Source organism: Burkholderia sp. KCJ3K979 (assembly GCF_016759955.1).
Taxonomy (GTDB): domain Bacteria; phylum Pseudomonadota; class Gammaproteobacteria; order Burkholderiales; family Burkholderiaceae; genus Burkholderia; species Burkholderia orbicola.
On the sequence record NZ_JACFYV010000139.1, the window covers coordinates 1 to 17,950 of the forward strand.

General features: G+C 68.5%; 19 protein-coding genes, 1 tRNA gene and 1 pseudogene. 14 read left to right on the forward strand and 7 right to left on the reverse strand.

The annotated features are described in order from the left end of the window. The 4 genes and pseudogenes from H3O04_RS24295 to H3O04_RS24310 form a co-directional block, all read left to right on the forward strand. Positions 1-190 (forward strand): annotated as a pseudogene (locus tag H3O04_RS24295) (molybdenum cofactor guanylyltransferase MobA); the annotation flags it as partial. 111 nt (positions 191-301) lie between these two features. Beyond that, positions 302-1,600, forward strand: coding sequence for a molybdopterin molybdotransferase MoeA (gene moeA, locus H3O04_RS24300; RefSeq protein ID WP_202588596.1), 1,299 nt, complete (start codon positions 302-304; stop codon positions 1,598-1,600). Between the two features lie 37 nt (positions 1,601-1,637). After that, a complete protein-coding gene (locus H3O04_RS24305; protein ID WP_006476519.1) occupies positions 1,638-1,913 on the forward strand; it encodes a hypothetical protein in 276 nt (91 codons plus the stop codon). Then, positions 1,910-2,395, forward strand: coding sequence for a GNAT family N-acetyltransferase (locus H3O04_RS24310; protein ID WP_011544925.1), 486 nt, complete (start codon positions 1,910-1,912; stop codon positions 2,393-2,395). The genes H3O04_RS24305 and H3O04_RS24310 overlap by 4 nt, the downstream gene beginning before the upstream one ends. A gap of 90 nt (positions 2,396-2,485) precedes the next feature. On the opposite strand, the gene rmuC is transcribed toward H3O04_RS24310, so the two are convergent. The 5 genes from rmuC to pncB all read right to left on the reverse strand — a co-directional run bounded on the left by rmuC (position 2,486) and on the right by pncB (position 8,451). Beyond that, on the reverse strand, positions 2,486-3,961 hold the full coding sequence (gene rmuC, locus H3O04_RS24315; protein ID WP_202588597.1) for a DNA recombination protein RmuC: 1,476 nt from the start codon (positions 3,959-3,961) through the stop codon (positions 2,486-2,488). Continuing rightward, positions 3,958-4,947, reverse strand: coding sequence for a 2-hydroxyacid dehydrogenase (locus H3O04_RS24320; protein ID WP_202588598.1), 990 nt, complete (start codon positions 4,945-4,947; stop codon positions 3,958-3,960). Before H3O04_RS24320 ends, rmuC begins: the two co-directional genes overlap by 4 nt. 81 nt (positions 4,948-5,028) lie before the next feature. Beyond that, positions 5,029-6,459, reverse strand: coding sequence for a sodium:proton antiporter (locus tag H3O04_RS24325; RefSeq protein ID WP_011544922.1), 1,431 nt, complete (start codon positions 6,457-6,459; stop codon positions 5,029-5,031). 42 nt (positions 6,460-6,501) lie between these two features. Then, positions 6,502-7,164 carry a LutC/YkgG family protein gene (locus H3O04_RS24330; RefSeq protein WP_011544921.1) on the reverse strand — a complete coding sequence of 221 codons (663 nt, stop codon included), beginning with the start codon at positions 7,162-7,164 and terminating at the stop codon, positions 6,502-6,504. Between the two features lie 87 nt (positions 7,165-7,251). Beyond that, positions 7,252-8,451 carry a nicotinate phosphoribosyltransferase gene (gene pncB, locus H3O04_RS24335; protein ID WP_027805402.1) on the reverse strand — a complete coding sequence of 400 codons (1,200 nt, stop codon included), beginning with the start codon at positions 8,449-8,451 and terminating at the stop codon, positions 7,252-7,254. A 288-nt stretch (positions 8,452-8,739) separates the two neighbouring features. Here pncB and fdxA point away from each other — a divergent pair, with 288 nt between their 5' ends. The 7 genes from fdxA (at position 8,740) to H3O04_RS24370 (ending at position 13,006) form a co-directional block, all read left to right on the forward strand. Next, positions 8,740-9,063 carry a ferredoxin FdxA gene (gene fdxA / locus H3O04_RS24340; protein WP_011544919.1) on the forward strand — a complete coding sequence of 108 codons (324 nt, stop codon included), beginning with the start codon at positions 8,740-8,742 and terminating at the stop codon, positions 9,061-9,063. Between the two features lie 102 nt (positions 9,064-9,165). Continuing rightward, a tRNA-Asn gene (locus H3O04_RS24345) sits at positions 9,166-9,241 on the forward strand. A gap of 127 nt (positions 9,242-9,368) precedes the next feature. Next, complete coding sequence (locus tag H3O04_RS24350) at positions 9,369-9,854, forward strand: CreA family protein (protein ID WP_011544918.1); 486 nt, start codon at positions 9,369-9,371, stop codon at positions 9,852-9,854. 59 nt (positions 9,855-9,913) lie between these two features. After that, positions 9,914-10,834, forward strand: a complete 921-nt coding sequence (locus tag H3O04_RS24355) for an AraC family transcriptional regulator (protein WP_202588599.1) — start codon at positions 9,914-9,916, stop codon at positions 10,832-10,834. Between the two features lie 126 nt (positions 10,835-10,960). Beyond that, positions 10,961-11,728, forward strand: a complete 768-nt coding sequence (locus H3O04_RS24360; protein ID WP_043887329.1) for an AzlC family ABC transporter permease — start codon at positions 10,961-10,963, stop codon at positions 11,726-11,728. Further along, positions 11,725-12,063 carry an AzlD domain-containing protein gene (locus H3O04_RS24365; RefSeq protein WP_023475854.1) on the forward strand — a complete coding sequence of 113 codons (339 nt, stop codon included), beginning with the start codon at positions 11,725-11,727 and terminating at the stop codon, positions 12,061-12,063. Before H3O04_RS24360 ends, H3O04_RS24365 begins: the two co-directional genes overlap by 4 nt. 160 nt (positions 12,064-12,223) lie before the next feature. After that, positions 12,224-13,006, forward strand: coding sequence for a DUF4088 family protein (locus H3O04_RS24370; RefSeq protein WP_006476530.1), 783 nt, complete (start codon positions 12,224-12,226; stop codon positions 13,004-13,006). Positions 13,007-13,137: 131 nt separating this feature from the next. Here H3O04_RS24370 and H3O04_RS24375 read toward each other — a convergent pair whose 3' ends face one another. Beyond that, positions 13,138-13,539, reverse strand: a complete 402-nt coding sequence (locus H3O04_RS24375) for a hypothetical protein (protein WP_202588600.1) — start codon at positions 13,537-13,539, stop codon at positions 13,138-13,140. A 267-nt stretch (positions 13,540-13,806) separates the two neighbouring features. Here H3O04_RS24375 and H3O04_RS24380 point away from each other — a divergent pair, with 267 nt between their 5' ends. The 3 genes from H3O04_RS24380 to fumC all read left to right on the forward strand — a co-directional run bounded on the left by H3O04_RS24380 (position 13,807) and on the right by fumC (position 17,141). After that, positions 13,807-14,025: an RNA-binding S4 domain-containing protein gene (locus tag H3O04_RS24380; RefSeq protein WP_006486208.1), complete on the forward strand. Its 219-nt coding sequence runs from the start codon at positions 13,807-13,809 to the stop codon at positions 14,023-14,025. Positions 14,026-14,163: 138 nt separating this feature from the next. Further along, entirely contained in the window at positions 14,164-15,552 is a 1,389-nt protein-coding gene (gene norM, locus H3O04_RS24385; protein WP_202588601.1) for a multidrug efflux MATE transporter NorM, read from the forward strand. Positions 15,553-15,746: 194 nt separating this feature from the next. Then, positions 15,747-17,141 (forward strand): class II fumarate hydratase, encoded by a 1,395-nt coding sequence (gene fumC, locus H3O04_RS24390; protein ID WP_011544913.1) that lies wholly within the window; start codon positions 15,747-15,749, stop codon positions 17,139-17,141. A 46-nt stretch (positions 17,142-17,187) separates the two neighbouring features. On the opposite strand, the gene H3O04_RS24395 is transcribed toward fumC, so the two are convergent. Next, the gene (locus tag H3O04_RS24395) at positions 17,188-17,700 is read right to left on the reverse strand and encodes an acyl-CoA thioesterase (RefSeq protein WP_027811985.1); all 513 of its coding nucleotides are present in this window, start codon (positions 17,698-17,700) and stop codon (positions 17,188-17,190) included. Positions 17,701-17,950 lie beyond the last annotated feature (250 nt).

Genomic DNA, 17,950 nt, shown 5'->3' on the forward strand with positions numbered 1-17,950 from the left:
GCCGCAGCCGACGTTCGCGCTGCTGCGCACGTCGCTGGCCGACGACCTGGCCGCCCGGCTCGCGGCCGGCGACCGCAAGGTGCGTGCGTGGTACGCACGCCACAAGACGGTCGAAGTCGAGTTTCGCGACGAGCGTGCGTTTTACAATGCCAACTCCTGGCAGGAACTCGCCGCGCTGGCCCGTCGCTGACGGCCCTGTGCCGTTCCTGCCCGGCGCCCGCCACACGCGAAACCCGCGCCCCGGCACCCTCCTCGCGCCACCGGCCACGAACCCGATACGCCTTGCGGCGCAGTCCGACTGATGATCACGCACTCCTCGCCCGCCTCCCGAACCGCACCCGACCCCGATGCCCCGCTGTCGCTCGCCGACGCGCAGGCGCTCGCGTGCCGCTTCGCGGTGCCCGTCGACGCGTGTGACACGGTGACGCTGCGCGAGGCGCTCGATCGCGTGCTCGCGGCCGACGTGAGCGTGCCGTTCGACATTCCCGCGTACGACAACTCGGCCATGGACGGCTATGCGTTCGACGGCGCCGCCGCGGCATTCGCATCGGCGCAGGGCGAGGTCGCGATGCCGGTCGCCGGCACCGCGTTCGCCGGCCATCCGTTCGACGGCGCCGTGGCGGCCGGTGCATGCGTGCGCATCATGACGGGCGCGCCGATGCCGGCCGGATGCGACACGGTGATTCCGCAGGAACGCGTGCGCGTCGACGGCGATACGATCCGCTTCGCCGCGCACGACGTCGCGCGCGGCGCGAACTGCCGCCGGGCCGGCGAGGATCTCGCGCGCGGCGCCTGTGCGCTCGCCGCGGGCCGCATCCTGCGGCCGTCCGATCTCGGCCTGCTCGCGTCGTTCGGCATCGCCGACGTCACGGTGCGCCGCCGCGTGCGCGTCGCCGTGTTCTCGACCGGCGACGAGTTGCGCGAGCCCGGCGAACCGCTCGGCCGCGGCGCGCTGTACGACAGCAATCGCGGCATGCTGATCGCGATGCTCGAACGGCTGCACGTCGACACGATCGACCTCGGCATCGTCCGCGACGACCCGGCCGCGCTCGAAACCGCGTTGCGCAACGCCATCGCCGCGCAAGCCGATGCGGTCATCACGTCGGGCGGCGTATCGGTCGGCGAAGCCGACTTCACGCGCGACGTGATGGCGCGGCTCGGCGACGTGACGTTCGCGAGTCTCGCGCTGCGGCCCGGCCGGCCGCTCGCGTGCGGCACGCTCGCCCGCGCGGCCGACGGCGCCGGCCACGCGCTGTTCTTCGGGCTGCCCGGCAATCCTGTCGCGTCCGCCGTGACGTTCCTTGCGATCGTGCGTCCTGCGCTGCTCAAGCTGGCCGGCACGCAAACGCCGCCGCCGGCCATGTATACGGCGCTCAGTACGCAGCCGTTGAAGAAGCGTCCCGGCCGCACCGACTACCTGCGCGGCATCGCGACGCGCGCCGCCGACGGCCAATGGCACGTCGCGCCGACGGGATCGCAAAGCTCCGCGTCGCTGAGCGGTCTTGCCGCCGCCAACTGTTTCATCGTCCTGGGCCACGATACCGCGGCAGTCGACGCGGGCGCCCCGGTCGACATCCTGCCGCTCGACGGCCTGATCTGAATTCCAATCGGTATATTTCTACGGGGGCAATCCGCACATGAAGAAACAAATCTCGTCGATCGCCGCGGGGCAGACCGCAAAGGCGCTGATCCTCGTCTACCTGACGTTCAGCGTGCCGATCGTGCTGCTCGGCATTCTGGTCGCGTATATCCGCTACGGGATGGTCGAGTTGAGCACGATCCTGAGCGCACTGCTGCTGAACGCGATCCTCGGTTTCGTGCTGCTGTGGATCGCGTGCCATGCGTACAACTGGGTCGCATCGCGCTTCGGCGGCATCGAGATCGTGCTGTCCGATCCGCCGGAGGAAGCGTGAGCGGCACGCCGCTGATCCGCGCGGCCGACCCGCGCGACGTCGGCGCGATCCTCGCGCTGATGCGCGAGCTGGCCGAGTTCGAGAAGCTCACGCATCTGTTCGTCGCGACCGAAGCCGATCTCGCCGACGCGCTGTTCGGCGAACACCCCGCTGCCGAAGCGCTGGTGGCCGAGCGCGACGGCGCGATCGTCGCGTATGCGCTGTTCTTCCACAACTACTCGACCTTCCTCGGCCGCCGCGGGCTCTATCTCGAGGATCTGTACGTGCAGCCGTCGCAGCGCGGCACGGGCCTCGGCACCGCGATGCTGCGTCATCTCGCGGCACTCGCCGTCGAGCGCCGTTGCGCGCGCTTCGAATGGTCGGTCCTCGACTGGAACCAGCCGGCAATCGATTTCTACGAGAAGATGGGCGCGACCGTGCTGCCGGAGTGGCGCATCGTGCGCGTGACGGGCGACGCGCTGGACACGCTCGCCGCGCATTGAGGGCGAGCCGGCCGCGCCGGCGATCGCCACACAAGAAAACGGGCGCCGCGGCGCCCGTTTTTTCCGTCCGGCAGCGGCCGGCAACGCGCATCACGTGTCGTCCGCATCGGCGCCTTCGGCCCCGTCCGCGCCGAGCAGCCCGGCCGCCGTGTCGCCCGGCAGCGCCTCGACCTGCTTGAGCTTGCGACTCATCACCCGCGTGCGCTGCTCGGCAGACTCGATCGAACGCGTGACCGTTTCGAGCTGCGCCTTCGTGCGCGCGAGCACGTCGCCGAACTTGCCGAACTCCGTCTTGACCGCGCCGAGCACCTGCCACACCTCGCTCGAGCGCTGCTCGATCGCGAGCGTGCGGAACCCCATCTGCAGGCTGTTCAGTAGCGCGGTGAGCGTGGTCGGCCCGGCGACCGTCACGCGATAGTCGCGCTGCAGCAGGTCGGTCAGCCCCGGGCGGCGCAGGATCTCCGCATAGAGCCCCTCGGTCGGCAGGAACAGCAGCGCGAAATCGGTCGTGTGCGGCGGCGCGACGTACTTCTCGGCGATCGTGCGCGCTTCCATCCGCACCCGCGCCTCGAGCGCACGCGCCGCCTCCTCGACGGCCACCGCATCGGCGCGCTCCTGCGCGTCGATCAGCCGCTCGTAGTCTTCGCGCGGGAATTTCGCGTCGATCGGCAGCCACACCGGCGGCGCGTCGCGCGTGCCGGCATCGCGGCCCGGCAGCCGGATCGCGAATTCGACGCGCTCGGTGCTCTTCGGCACCGTCGCGACGTTCTTCGCGTACTGGTCGGCCGTCAGCATCTGTTCGAGCAGCGCTTCGAGCTGCACCTCGCCCCAGGTGCCGCGCGTCTTCACGTTGGTCAGCACCTTCTTCAGGTCGCCGACACCGGCCGCGAGCGTCTGCATCTCGCCGAGCCCGCGATGCACCTGCTCGAGCCGGTCCGACACGAGCTTGAACGATTCGCCGAGCCGCTGCTCGAGCGTCGCATGCAGCTTCTCGTCGACGGTGCGACGCATCTCCTCGAGCTTCGCTGCGTTGTTCGTCTCGATTTCCTTCAACCGCTGTTCGAGCGTCGCGCGTACTTCCCCGATCCGGCGATCGTTCGCCTCGGTCAGTTGCGAGAGCTGCCGGTGCAACGTGTCGCCGAACAGCCGCAACGCGCCAGTCTGTTCCTCGCGCGCCTGCTGGGCCTGGCGCTGCAGGCTCTCGCGCATCGCGTCGAACTGCTGCGCGTTGCCGGCGACGAGCTTGCCGAGCTGCTGCGCGAACCCCTCGATCTGGTTGTTCTGCACGGTCGCCACGCTCGTCAGTTGCGCGGCGAGCGTCTGCTGCAACTGGACGAAGCTGCCGGCCAGCTCGGTACGCGAGCCGCGTGCGTTTTCGACGATCTCGCCGCGCAATTCGCGTTCGAGCCGCTCGACCGCGCGCGCCTGCGCATGCGCGGCGTCCTCGATCTGATCGCCGAGCACGGCCGCATCGTCGTGGCGGCCGCCGCGCACGAGCGCGATGATCGCCACCGCGAGCGCGACGGCCAGCACGACGACCGCCGCCAGCAACAACGTCATCGTCATGCGCGCGGCTTCCCGATCACGTCAGGGTTGATCGGATTCGGCGGCTGCCCCGCACGCGGCCCCTCGCCGAGCGCGGCGATCAGGTTGTCGGCAGCGAGATTCGCCATCGCGCGGCGGGTCTTTTCGGTCGCGCTCGCGATATGCGGCGTCAGCACGACGTTCGGCACCTCGAGCAGCGCCGGATGCACGCTCGGCTCGCCCTCGTACACGTCGAGGCCGGCCGCGGCGATCGTCCCGTCGCGCAGCGCGACGGCCAGCGCCGCATCGTCGACGATCCCGCCACGCGCGATATTGGTCAGCGTCGCCGTGGGTTTCATCTTCGCAAGCTCGGCCGCGCCGATCGTGTGATGGTTCTCCTTCGTGTACGGCAGCACGAGCACGACATGATCGGCGCGCGCGAGCAGCGCATCCTTCGACACGTATTCGGCTTTCAGCTCGGCTTCGATCTCGGGCGCGACCCGCGACCGGTTGTGATAGATCACCTGCATCCCGAAGCCGCGCGCGCGGCGCGCGAGCGCCTGGCCGATGCGGCCCATCCCGATCACGCCGAGCGTCGAGCCGTGGATGTCGGTGCCGAGGAAGCCGTCGTACGCCCACTTCTGCCAGTGACCGGCGCGCAGCCAGTGTTCGGATTCGGCGATCCGGCGCGCGGCGGCCATCATCAGCGCCCAGCCGAAATCGGCTGTCGACTCGTTCAGCACGTCGGGCGTGTTGGTGCCGAGCACGTTCGCCGCGTTGAACGCAGCCATGTCGAAGTTGTTGTAGCCGACCGCCATGTTCGCCACGACCCGCAGGCGCGGCGCCGCCGCGAGCGTGGCCGCGCCGACCGGGTCGCCGGCCGTCAGCGCGCCGTCCTTGTCGGCCAGACGCGCGGCGAGCGCGTCGGGCGCGAGTGCGTCGCCGTCGTTCCAGTCGACGTCGAAATACTGCTTGAGCCGTTCGATCACGTCCGGAAAGATCGGACGCGCGACCAGAATCTTCTGCATCGCCATCTCCGCATGCCGCGGACGGATCGCGGCGCGCCATGCGCCGCCGGAGCCGCCCGCTCGGGGTTGAAAAACGTCAGCTTACGCCGTGAAGAAAAGCCACGACGTCAGCAGGAATACCGGTATCAGCACGACGAGCGCCCAGCCAAGATACGCGAAGAAGCTCGGCATCTTCACGCCGCGCGATTCGGCGATCGCCTTCACCATGAAATTCGGCGCGTTGCCGATATAGCTGTTCGCGCCCATGAACACCGCGCCGGCGGAAATCGCGGCGAGCGTCGATGCGCCAGTCGTCATCAGCGTCTGCGCATCGCCGCCCGCAAGGTTGAAGAACACGAGATAGGTCGGTGCGTTGTCGAGGAACGACGACAGGATGCCCGTCGCCCAGAAGTACATCGCGTCGATCGGCCTGCCGTCGGGCCCGGTGACGAGATGCACGATCTGTGCGAACGCGCCGTCCGCGCCCGCGCGCAGGATCACGATTACCGGCGCAATCGTCACGAAGATGCCCGCGAACAGCTTCGCGACTTCCTCGATCGGCGCCCAGTTGAATGCGTTGCCCTCGCGCGCGGAACGCGGCGTCAGCGCGAGCGACGCGAGCGTCACCACCACGAGCGCGACGTCGCGCACGAGATTCTGCAACGCGACGTGCGTACCCCACACGTCGAACGAGATGTCCGGCTTCCACACGCCGCTCATCAGCACGAGCGCGATCACGGCCGCCAGCAGCACGAAGTTGATCTTGCCGTCGATCGACAGCGCCGCGCCGTCGGGCGTCGGATCGAGCGCGGCCGGCCGCTCCTCGCCGCCCTTCCGGTAGAAGTACGTATCGAGCACGAAGAACAGCGTCAGCAGCACCACGCAGATGAACAGCATCGGCAGCGCGAGATGGGTGGTCGTCCAGAAGAAGCTCACGCCGTTCAGGAAGCCGAGGAACAGCGGCGGATCGCCGAGCGGCGACAGCGAGCCGCCCGCATTCGCGACGAGGAAGATGAAGAAGATCACGACGTGCACGACATGCTTGCGGTTGTCGTTGGCGCGCAGCAGCGGCCGGATCAGCAGCATCGCGGCGCCCGTCGTACCCATCACGCTCGCGAGCAGCGTGCCGAGCGCGAGGATCGCGGTATTCAGCTTCGGCGAGCCATGCAGGTTGCCGTTCACGCAGATGCCGCCCGCGACCGTGTAGAGCGCGGTGAGCAGCACGATGAACGGAATGTATTCCTCGAGCAGCGCATGCACGAGCGTGCCGAACGCGGTGCCGGCGCCGAACGCGACCGCGAACGGCGCCAGGAACACGATCGCCCAGCCGGCGGCGATCTTGCCGAAGTGGTGATGCCAGAACACGGGGGCGACGAGCGGGAACAGCGCGATGGACAGCAGGATTCCCGCGAACGGGATGCCCCAGAGCGCGGACAGCGTGGCACCGTCGAGCGTGGCGGCCGATGCGAGCGCGGGAGCGGCGCCAAGTGCGATTCCCGACGCCATGCCCGCCCAGGCGGCATGTCGTTTCATGCGGAACTTCCTTGTCGAGTAGGGGTGAATACAGCGGGCGCGTCAGGCGCCCCGTACGACGATCGCGTGCACGCGGTACGGGCCGTGCGCGCCCAGAATGATCGTTTGCTCGATGTCGCCCGTGCGCGACGGGCCCGACACGAAATTGACCGCGCGCGGCAACTCGCCGCGCTCCGCGCGAATCAGTGCGAACGCGTCTTCATGACCGGCGACGATGCGTGACGCCGGCACGATCGCGATGTGGGTTTCCGGCAGCAGGCCGGCCGATGCGTAAGTGTCGGGGCCGGACAGCAACACCAGCGACCCCGTTTCGGCGGTCGCGCAGAAGCAGCCGGTCAGGCCGACGAGATCGCCGTCGCGCGGCTTGCGGCACTCGACCGACAGGCCGGCGCCGGCCCAGTCGAGATCGGCCAGCGTGCGCCATGCGACGGCCTGCGTCGGCAGACCATGAGCGGCAAGATAGCGGGCGGCGGCGGCGGGCACATCGGCCAGCGTCGCGACTTCGTCGACCGTGGTCGACAGACGCCCCGCTTCGTCGACGAAAGCGGCGACGAGGTCGGCCGGCGCCGGCGGGCGCGGGCCCTCCGGATGACGGGCGAGATAGTCGGCGACGCCGTCGCGCTCCGCTGCATCGGGTTCGGCCGCGCGCCCCTGCGCCGCGCGGATGCGCGCGAGGATCTGGCGACGGGCAGCGGAAGTGTCCATGAACGGTCCTCGTGACGTTGTCGTGCAATACGTCGGATTATACCGGCCACCCCTGCCGCGACACACCCTCGGCCGAACGGCCGACGCCTACTTCGACGCGTCTTCCTCGACCGGCTGCGCGATGCCGAACACCTGCCGCAGGTACGCGAGATACGCCTTGTCGTCGCACATGCTCTTGCCCGGCGAATCGGACAGCTTCGCGACCGGCTGGCCGTTGCAGCGAACCATCTTGATCACGATCTGCAGCGGCACGTAGCCGAGATCGTTGGTGAGGTTGGTGCCGACGCCGAATGCGAGCTTGCAGCGGCCGCGGAACCGTTCGTACAGCTGCATGACCTTCGGGATGTCGAGCGCGTCCGAGAACACGAGCACCTTGGTACGCGGGTCGCACCGGTTCGCCTCGTAATGGCGCAGCATCCGCTCGCCCCACTCGAACGGATCGCCCGAATCGTGGCGCGCGCCGTCGAACAGCTTGCAGAAGTACATGTCGAAGTCGTTCAGGAACGCGTCCATCCCGTAGACGTCCGACAGCGCGATCCCGAGGTCGCCGCGATATTCCTTCGCCCACATCTCGAAGCCGTAGATCTGCGAGTCGCGCAGCCGCGGGCCGAGCGCCTGGCACGCCTGCAGGTATTCGTGCGCCATCGTGCCGAGCGGCGTGATGTCGTGCTTCATCGCGTACAGCACGTTGCTCGTGCCCGCGAACTGCGGGCCGAGCCCGTCGCGCAGCGTGAGCGCGACTTCCTCGTGCCAGACCTTCGAGAAGCGCCGGCGCGTGCCGTAGTCGGCGATCTTGCAGTCGGCGAATTCGGGCTTCGCGCCGAGCAGCTTGATCTTCTCACGCAGCCGCTCGCGCCCTTCGCGATAGTCGGGCTCGCGCTGCGTGTTGCGGAAATAGACTTCGTTGACGATCGCGAGCACGGGGATCTCGAACAGGATCGTATGCAGCCACGGCCCCTCGATCACGATGTCGATTTCGCCGTTGCCCTTCGGCGACGGCGTGATCGAGATGTACTTCTCGTTCAGGTGGAACAGCGCGAGGAAGTCGACGAAGTCGCTCTTGATGAAGCGCATCCGCCGCAGGTAGTCGAGTTCGACGTCGGCAAAGCGCAGCGAGCACAGGCCGCGCACCTCGTCGCGAATCTCGTCGATGTACGGCACGAGATCGACGCCGGGCGTGCGGCACCGGAAGCGGTATTCGACGTTTGCAGCCGGGAAGTGATGCAGGACGACCTGCATCATCGTGAACTTGTAGAGATCCGTGTCGAGCAGCGAAGTGATGATCATGATGACGGCAGCGCCAATATCGTGACCGGCCCCGGCGCACCGCGCGCCGCCCGGTCTGTCGGTCATGTTACCCGAATGCGGGACGGACCATCGTGAAACCGCCCCGCCGCCTTGCCGCATCGTGCCGGCGCCCGACGTGCGCGTACCCGTCTTGCACATCCCATAAACTAATCACGAAACGATATAAGCCGGATAGCCGACCTCGTCATGCGGGTTTTGCGCTTCAGTTACAATGCCGCTTTTGGCGCAAACGCCACCCCATATATACCGCCAAGCAGGAGCGTTTTAATGACTCACGTTGTGACCGAAGGCTGCATCAAGTGCAAATACACGGATTGCGTGGATGTGTGCCCGGTGGATTGCTTCCGTGAAGGTCCCAACTTTCTCGCCATCGATCCGGACGAGTGCATCGACTGCGCCGTGTGCGTCGCCGAATGCCCGACCAATGCGATCTATGCCGAAGAAGACGTTCCGGGCGACCAGCAGCAGTTCACCGAGCTGAATGCCGAGCTGGCGAAGAATTGGCCGTCGATCACGAAGACCAAGCCGGCGCCGGCCGACGCGGACGAGTGGAAGGACGTGCAGGACAAGCTGCACCTGCTCGAGCGCTGATCGCGCGGCGGCCGCAAAAAATTTTATGCGCCGCGGCCCCAAAGTGTTGACAGGTTAGCGAACACTCCATACAATCTCGTTTCTCTGCTGTTGCTTGTTTGTTCCCCGATAGCTCAGTCGGTAGAGCGCCGGACTGTTAATCCGTAGGTCCCTGGTTCGAGCCCAGGTCGGGGAGCCAAATAGCGAAAGGCCCGTCATGCGACGGGCCTTTGGTTTTTCCGGCCACCGTTCCGTCTTTCTGCTTTTCGTGGCCCGGTCATGCGCATGCTAGAGTCTCTGTCCCGCATTCGCATCCGGTTCCGTCGATGAAGCATCGTCTCCTGCGCTCCGCGCCCCTCGCCCTCCTGCTCTCCGCCTTCGCCGCGGCACCGTTCGCGCATGCGGAGGAAGTCGGCAGCGTCAACACCCATTTCCGCGTCACGGGTTCCGACCGCGTGGTCGTCGAGGCCTATGACGATCCGGTCGTGACCGGCGTGACCTGCTACGTGTCGCGCGCCCGCACCGGCGGGATCAAGGGCACGCTCGGCGTGGCCGAGGACCCCAGCGAAGCGTCGATCGCGTGCCGGCAGGTCGGCCCGATCAGCTTCAAGGAACCGGTCAAGCAGCAGGCCGACGTCTTCAGCGAACGCATGTCGTTCATCTTCAAGACGCTGCACGTCGTGCGCGTGGTCGACAAGAAACGCAACACGATCGTCTATCTGACCTACAGCGACCGCATCGTCAGCGGCAGCCCGAAGAACGCCGTCACCGCGGTGCCGATGCCGGCCGGCACGACGATTCCGGTCAAGTAAGACCGCACCCGCCGGGCGCGCGAGCGATACACTGTCGGTTCGACCGCTCGCGCCCGATCATGTCCACCACCCGCCTCCCCGATTCCGCACGCTACTGGCGTACGCCGCTCGTGCCGGACGCGGATCTGCTCACGGCCACCTATCGCGATCACGCGTTCGCGCCCCACTGGCACGACGCGTACACGATCCCCGTGATTCTCGAAGGCGCGGAACGCTTTACCTATCGCGGCACCGGCTACGTCGCCGAAACGGGCACCGTGCCCGTGATCAATCCCGGTGAAGTGCATACGGGCTCGCGTGCCGCCGACGAAGGCTGGTGCTATCGCGTCAGCTACATGCCGGTCGAATTCATCCACGAGCTCGCGAGTACGATCGCGGGCCGCCCGCAGGATGCGCCCTGGTTTGCCCCCGACGTGATCCGCGACGCCGATCTCGCGGCCCGGCTCACGCTCGCGCACCGGATGCTGGAAGCCGGCAGCGAGCGCGCGCTGTCGTCGCAGGCCGATGCGCCCGGACAGCCGGCCGGCGATCCGGCGGCCGGCGATTCGGCCACCGGCGCGCCGCGCATCTACGATCCGCTCGCCGCCGAAACCGCGATGCTCGACGCGCTGTCGACGCTGATCGTGCGTCACGCCGACGTGCGGCCGCAACCGGCGCCGCTCGCGACCGACGAGCCACGCGTCGACGCGATGCGCGAGCGGCTCGCTGCCGACCTGACGTGCACGGTGACGCTCGACGACGTCGCGCAGACGGTCGGCCTGTCGCCATTTCACGCGGCGCGCCTGTTCACACGTACGACCGGCATGCCGCCGCATGCGTGGCGCAACCAGCTGCGGCTGCAGCGCGCGCTGGCGCCGTTGCGCGCGGGCGTGCCGGTCGCCGATGTCGCCGCGGCCAGTGGCTTCGTCGACCAGAGTCACTTCACGCGGCATTTCAAACGGATGTTCGGCGTGCCGCCCGGGCGCTGGCAGGCAAGCTGACGCCGGCTTCCCGCCATCGTCGGTCGCGCCGTGATCCGTGCCGGCCGGCACGTGAGCACCGGCCCCGCTCCGGCGGGCGCAAGAACATACAAGCCGGCTCGCCGCCGGCCCGCTATCCTCCCGCTCATGGAGGAGCGCTTCTTGAACAAGACACCCGCATCACCCCCGCGCCGCCCGCTCAACGAATGGCTCGATGGCGCGCGCGACACGATCCCGATGATGATCGGCGCCGCGCCGTTCGGCGTGATATTCGGCACGCTCGTCGGCGGCGGCCCGCTCGCCGCGTGGCACGGCGCACTGATGTCGCTCGCCGTGTTCGCGGGCTCCGCGCAATTCATCGCGCTCGGCCTGATCGCCGGCAGCGCGAGTTTCGTCGTCGTGCTCGCCACGACGCTGATCGTGAACCTGCGCCACCTGCTGTACAGCGCGACGCTCGCGCCCTATGTTGCCCACCTGCCGCTGCGCTGGCGCGCGACGCTCGGCGCGTTGATGACCGACGAGGTGTTCGCGGTCGCCTACGGCCACTACCGGCACTACCCGCCCGGTACGATCGGCCCCCACTACTTTTTCGGCTCCGGGCTCGCGATGTACCTGAACTGGCAGGTCTGGACGCTCGCGGGCATCGGCTTCGGCGCGGCGTTCCCGGGCCTGCAGTCGCTCGGCCTCGATTTCGCGATGGCAGCGACCTTCATCGCGATCGTCGTCCCGCAGCTCGGCACGCTGCGCTACTTCGCGGCGGCCGCCACGGCGGGCACGCTCGCGTACTTCTGGCAGGGCTGGCCGTACAAGCTCGGGCTGCTCGGCGCGGTCGCCGCCGGCGTCGCGATCGGCGTCGTGCTCACGCTGCGGCACGATCGCACGCACGCCAACGCTCGTTCGGGGGCCGCATCGTGAGCTACGCGCTGTTGATCCTCGGGATGGCCGTCATCACGTATGCGATCCGCTCGACGCTGTTCCTGTTCGGCGAGCGGCTGACGTTCCCGCCGCTCGTGCGGACCGCGCTCGCCTTCGTGCCGGTCACCGTGCTGACCGCGATCATCGTGCCGATGACCGTCTCGCCGCACGGCGGCACGGCCGAGCTGACCTGGCGCAATCCGCAGCTCGTCGGCGCACTCGCGGCCGTGCTCGTGTCGGCCGCGACCCGCCGCCCGCTCGTGACGATCGCGGCCGGGCTCGTGGTGTTCTTCGTGTGGCAAGGGGCCGTCCTCCCGCACTGGCCGGCTACCTGAGCGCACGCTCCATATCGCGCGCTCAAGTTTCCGCCCGGTGCGCCGATATAGGAGAGGAAGACCCGCCACCGGCCCCGGCGCGCACCGGTCAGTCGACGCTGCGCCCGCCCCGGTGCGCCGTGCCGGCGCCGGCTTGCGCGGGCCCCCATCGAGACGATTCATGGGCCAGATCACCCTTTCCCTCAAGGACGACACGCTCGAGTCCCTGCGCAAGGACTACGACGCGTTCGTCCGCGTGTCGCTGAAACTCGACCCGCAATTCGCGACGCCGTCGTTCGAGGATTTCCTGCGCGCCAAGCTGCTCGACAACATGGTGCCGCTCACCGAGCACGCCGTGCAGCGGATGCTGCAGGGCGGCCAGTACGCGTGGGCCAAGCGCACGCTCGACAAGGAATTTCCGGACGTCGTCGCGATCCTGATGCGGCAGGCCGGCGAATTCGGCTTCGGCTTCGCGTCGCGCTCCGAATGGACGCCCGACGAACTCGCGAAGGCGTGCCGCGACTGGGCGAAGGCGATCGTCGCCGAAGCGCAGGGCGATGCGTCGCTGATCGACCCGCTCGCGTCGCAGATCAAGGGCGCCGCGCAGGACATCCAGACGCTCGAGGAACTGATGCAGACGCCTGCGTGGCGGCTCGCGGAATCGCTGCGACAGCGGATCTACGAGGCCAAGCTCGCGTGCGAGATGAGCGTCGGCAGCATTGCCCGCGACAAGCTCGGCGAATTGCGCGGACTGCTGCGGCTCGGGCTCGCGCACGGCTCGTTCCAGAAGCAGGAAGCGCAGCAGATCATGGAATACCTGCGGCTGCTGAAGCCGGAGATCTTCGTCGAGGAACCGTATGACGTCTTCGCGCGGCTCGCCGCGTGGCTGCGCAGCGTGTTCACCCCTGCTGCCGTGCGGCCGCCGCAGGGGCAGGGACAAGGGCAAGGGCAGCGCCGGCCGTAAGCGCGCGTCCCGCTGAACGCATCACCTGATGAAAATGGCCCGGTTCGCGCGGAGCGAACCGGGCCGCCGGACGATCGCCCGTCGCGACGCGCCGTCCGAAGACGAGCGTCGCGACAAGCCCCGGGCACCGCTTACTGCGTGGCGCCCTGGGCCGATGCACCGCCCTGCGCGCCGACCGATGCGCCGCCTTCGGTCGCGTCGTCGGCCTTCGCCTTGGCCGAACCCGCATGGCTCTTGGCCGCCTTCGCCGCATGCTTTGTATGCTTCTTGGTCGAATGGACGGCCGACGACGTCGTATCCTTCGCGCCATCGGCTGCCGCGCCGACCGCATCGGTCGCACCGCCCGCCGCATTGCCCGACGCGTTCGCGCCGGCACCGCCCTGCACGCCTGCACCGGCACCAGCGGCCGGCGTCTGCGCCTGCACGCCGGCACCGGCCGCGCCTTGCGCCGTCGTGCCCGTCTGGGCGAATGCGGCCGAAGTAGCGAACGCCGTCAGCGCGGCACCGATCAGCATCGTACGAATCTTGGACATGGCAATTCTCCTCAAGAAGTTGTGCGTCCGGTCCGCAGCGATGCGGTCCGTCGCGTTCCCCGCCGCAACACGCAGCAGGTACGACAGAAGACCCGCGGCCCGCGCGGCCGGTTCGCGAATCTCTCAGACTGTTACCCACCGTTTCATTTGCTGACGAATCGCTCACAGTCCTTTACAACGTGCGCCGGCCGCCCGCGCTCGCGTGCCGGCCCCCGGTGCCGTATGATGCGGAGCGTTTCCTCCCGCGCGTCGCGCACCTTCCTCGTCATGCCCAATCTGGATTTCACGCTGACCGGCGAATACGTCGAGCTGCACAACCTTCTCAAGATCACCGGCCTCGCGGACAGCGGCGGCACCGCGAAGCTGATCGTCGCGTCCGGCGCCGTGAAAGTGGACGGCGCGGTCGAGCTGCGCAAGACCTGCAAGATCCGCGCGGGCCAGGTCGTGCTGCTCGGCGACACGCGCATCGCGGTACGCGAGGCGTAGCGCCCGCCGGGGTTCCCCCTGTCCGCGACATGGCCATCGGCGCACGCGTTCGACACGGTACGAATAAAGCCGTAAGCTAGCCGTCTCTCAAAATAAATACATATAGCGCGGGCCCGCACCCGCGCGAGCGCCCATTCCATGTCGCATTCCGGTCTTACGCGGACGGCCGCCGCGCCGCCGTCCCTGTCCAGTCATGCCGCCGATACCGCGCGCCTCGCCGCACCGCTCGCGATCGCGCAACTCTCCCAGATGGCGATGAGCGTCACCGACACGGTGCTGCTCGGTTCGCTCGGCCCCGATTCGCTCGCGGCAGGCGGGCTCGGCGCGAACTTCTTCTTCGTGATCGTGACGATCCTGCAAGGCGTGCTGTCGTCGGTCAGCGTGAGCGTCGCGCACGCGCGCGGCGCGCAGGCCGAGGATCGCGTGCCGCACATCTACTGGACGGGCTTCGCGCTGTCCGTGCTGCTCGCGATTCCGGCAATCGTCGCGCTGTCGCTGGCCGAACCGATCCTGCTGATGTTCCACGAGCCGCCGCTGCTCGCGCATCACGTCGGCGAATACACGGGCATCCTGCGCTACGCGGCGCTCGGCAGCCTGATCGGCGTCGGGCTGATGCGCGCGTTCCTGCCCGCGATCGGCGCCGCGCGCCGCCTCCTGTGGGTGTCGATCGGCGGCGTTGGCGTGAACGGCGTGCTGAACTACGGGCTGATCCACGGCGCATTCGGGCTGCCGCGCTTGGGCTTTCTCGGCTCGGCCGTCGCGACGTCGATCACGATCTGGCTCACCGCGCTCGCCCTCATCTGGCTGCTGCACGGCCGGCAGCGCTTCCGCCATTTCGTGACCGCCGCGCGCCCGAAGCTGCCCGTGATGGGCGAGCTGATCGGCATCGGCTGGCCGGTGGCGATCACGTACGGGGTCGAATCGACGCTGTTCCTCGCCACCGGCCTCACGGTCGGCGTGCTGGGCGCGACGTCGCTCGCCGCGCACCAGATCGCGCTGAACGTCGCGTCGGTGTCGTTCATGGTGCCGCTTGCGGTCGGCCAGGCAGCCAACGTGCGCGTCGGCTACTGGATCGGCGCGGGCTCGCCCGTCGCCGCGCGGCACGCGGGCTTCGTCGCGCTGGCGCTCGGCGTCGGCTTCATGTCGCTGTCGGGCCTCGTGATGATCGTCGCGCCGCACACGATCGTCGGCCTGTACCTGCATCTCGACGATCCGGCCAACGCGGCCACGGTATCGCTCGCCGCGTCGCTGCTCGGCATCGCCGCGGTGTTCCAGATCGTCGACGGCATGCAGACCGTCGCGTCGGGTGCGCTGCGCGGCCTGAAGGACACGCGCATCCCGATGCTCGCCGCGACCTTCGGCTACTGGGGCATCGGCTTCCCGACCGGCTACTGGTTCGCGTTCCACGCGGGCCTCGGCGCGCGCGGCCTGTGGTGGGGGCTCGCGGCCGGGCTTGCGAGCGTCGCCGCGCTGATGGCCTGGCGCTTTCACCGCAAGACCACTTCGCTGATCGCGACGGCCCGCTAGGGGCTGGTTACGCTCGTCACGAGCTTGCGCCGCCCCCAGGCGCGACACGACGCAAAATCGCGACCGGCGCTATGCTTGTCGGTTGAACCCCTCGAGACGCCGCGCTAGCGGCGCGACTGCCTCACGATACGTCTGATTACGCCTGACGCCGCGCGACGACGCGCGGCCTTTCCCCTTTCCCGGAGGAGTGCATCATGAATGAAGCAGTTCGGATGGAACGCGACACGTTCGGTGAGATCGCCGTGCCGGCCGACCGGCTCTGGGGCGCGCAGACCGAGCGCTCGCTGCAGAATTTCCGGATCTCGACCGAGAAGCAGTCACCCGAGCTGATCCACGCGCTCGCGATCGTCAAGCGCGCCGCGGCGGCCGTCAACCAGTCGCTCGGCGTGCTCGCCGACGACAAGGCACACGCGATCATCGAAGCCGCCGACGAGATCATCGCCGGCAAGCATCCGCGCGAATTCCCGCTGGCGGTGTGGCAGACGGGCTCCGGCACGCAGACCAACATGAACCTCAACGAGGTGATCGCGAATCGCGCGAGCGAGCTGCTGGGCGGCGAGCGCGGCGAAGCGCGCAAGGTTCATCCGAACGACGACGTGAACCGCGGCCAGTCGTCGAACGACGTGTTCCCGACCGCGATGCACATCGCGGCCGCGTATGCGATCGTCAATCACCTGCTGCCGGCGCTGCGCACGCTGCGCGCGACGCTCGACGCGAAGTCGAAGGCGTTTGCCGACATCGTCAAGATCGGCCGCACCCACCTGCAGGACGCCACGCCGCTCACGCTCGGCCAGGAGTTCTCCGGCTACGTCGCGCAGCTCGACCAGGGCATCCGTCACGTCGAATCGGCGCTGCCGCACCTGTACGAGCTCGCGCTCGGCGGCACCGCGGTCGGCACGGGGCTGAACGCGCATCCGGAGTTCGCGGTGCGCGTGGCCGACGAGATCGGCCGGCTCGCGAAGCTGCCGTTCGTGACGGCGCCGAGCAAGTTCGAGGTGATGGCGGCCGCCGACGCGCTGGTGTTCGCGCACGGCGCGCTGAAAACGGTCGCGGCCAGCCTGATGAAGATCGCGAACGACGTGCGCTGGCTCGCGAGCGGGCCGCGCTGCGGGCTCGGCGAGCTGTCGATTCCGGAAAACGAGCCGGGCAGCTCGATCATGCCAGGCAAGGTGAATCCGACGCAGTCGGAAGCCGTGACGATGCTGTGCTGCCAGGTGTTCGGCAACGACGTCGCGGTCAACGTCGGCGGCGCGAGCGGCAACTTCGAGCTGAACGTGTTCCGGCCGATGATCGCGCACAACGTGCTGCAGTCGGTGCGGCTGCTCGCCGACGGCGCGCAGAGCTTCAACGATCACTGCGCGGTGGGCATCGAGCCGAACCGCTCGCGCATCGACCTGTTGCTGAACGAATCGCTGATGCTCGTGACGGCGCTCAATCCGCACATCGGCTACGACAAGTCCGCGCAGATCGCGAAGAAGGCGCATAAGGAAGGCACGACGCTGAAGGCGGCCGCGCTCGCACTCGGCTACCTGACCGAGGCGGAATTCGATGCATGGGTGCGCCCCGAGCAGATGATCGGGACGCGGTAACGGCAGGACGGCGGGCGCGGCGCACCGAGCGCGGCGCCCGCGGCACTCAGACGGTGCCCTTCGCGACTTCTTCCGGCTTCATCTCGACGATCTTGTCGAGCGCGGCCCGCACGTCGGCCGCATATTTCGCGAGCACCTTCTGCTCGTCGGTTTCGGGCACGAACGGCGGCACCGGCACCGGGTTGCCGTTCTCGTCGACCGCGACGAACACGACGAGGCAGTCGGTCGTCTGGCGCAGCACGCCGCCCTTCGGATCGCCGGCGTGCACCGACACATGGATGTGCATGCTGGTCCGGCCCGTCGCGACGACGCGCGCCTTCAGCTCGACCAGATTGCCGACCAGGATCGGGCGCTGGAAACGGATGTTGCCGACGCTGACCGTCACGCAATAGCGGCTCGACCAGACGGCCGCGCACGCATACGCGACCTCGTCGATCCACTTCATCAGCGCGCCGCCATGCACCTTGCCGCCGAAGTTCACGGACGAAGGCTCGGCAAGGAAGCGGAATACGGTTTCGGTGCGGTCGAGGGCGGCCGGCACGGGGGACGGTTGGGGCATTGTTGTGGCTCCAGGCGGCAGGGGCGCTGTGATCGGGCCATTATACGTTGCGCTGCGGCAACGCGGCGCGGCCAGCCCCGCGTGGCGGGGCTCCAGCGGCTATTCCGGCTCGCGCCCGAACCGGCGCCGATCAGCGGCGCACCGTGATGCCCTGGTCGATCGTCCCGTACATCTCGATACTGCCGCCGCGCTCGCCGCCGACCGTGAGCGCGACGCTCCAGTCGGAACCGCCGCCGCCCCCGCCGCCCAC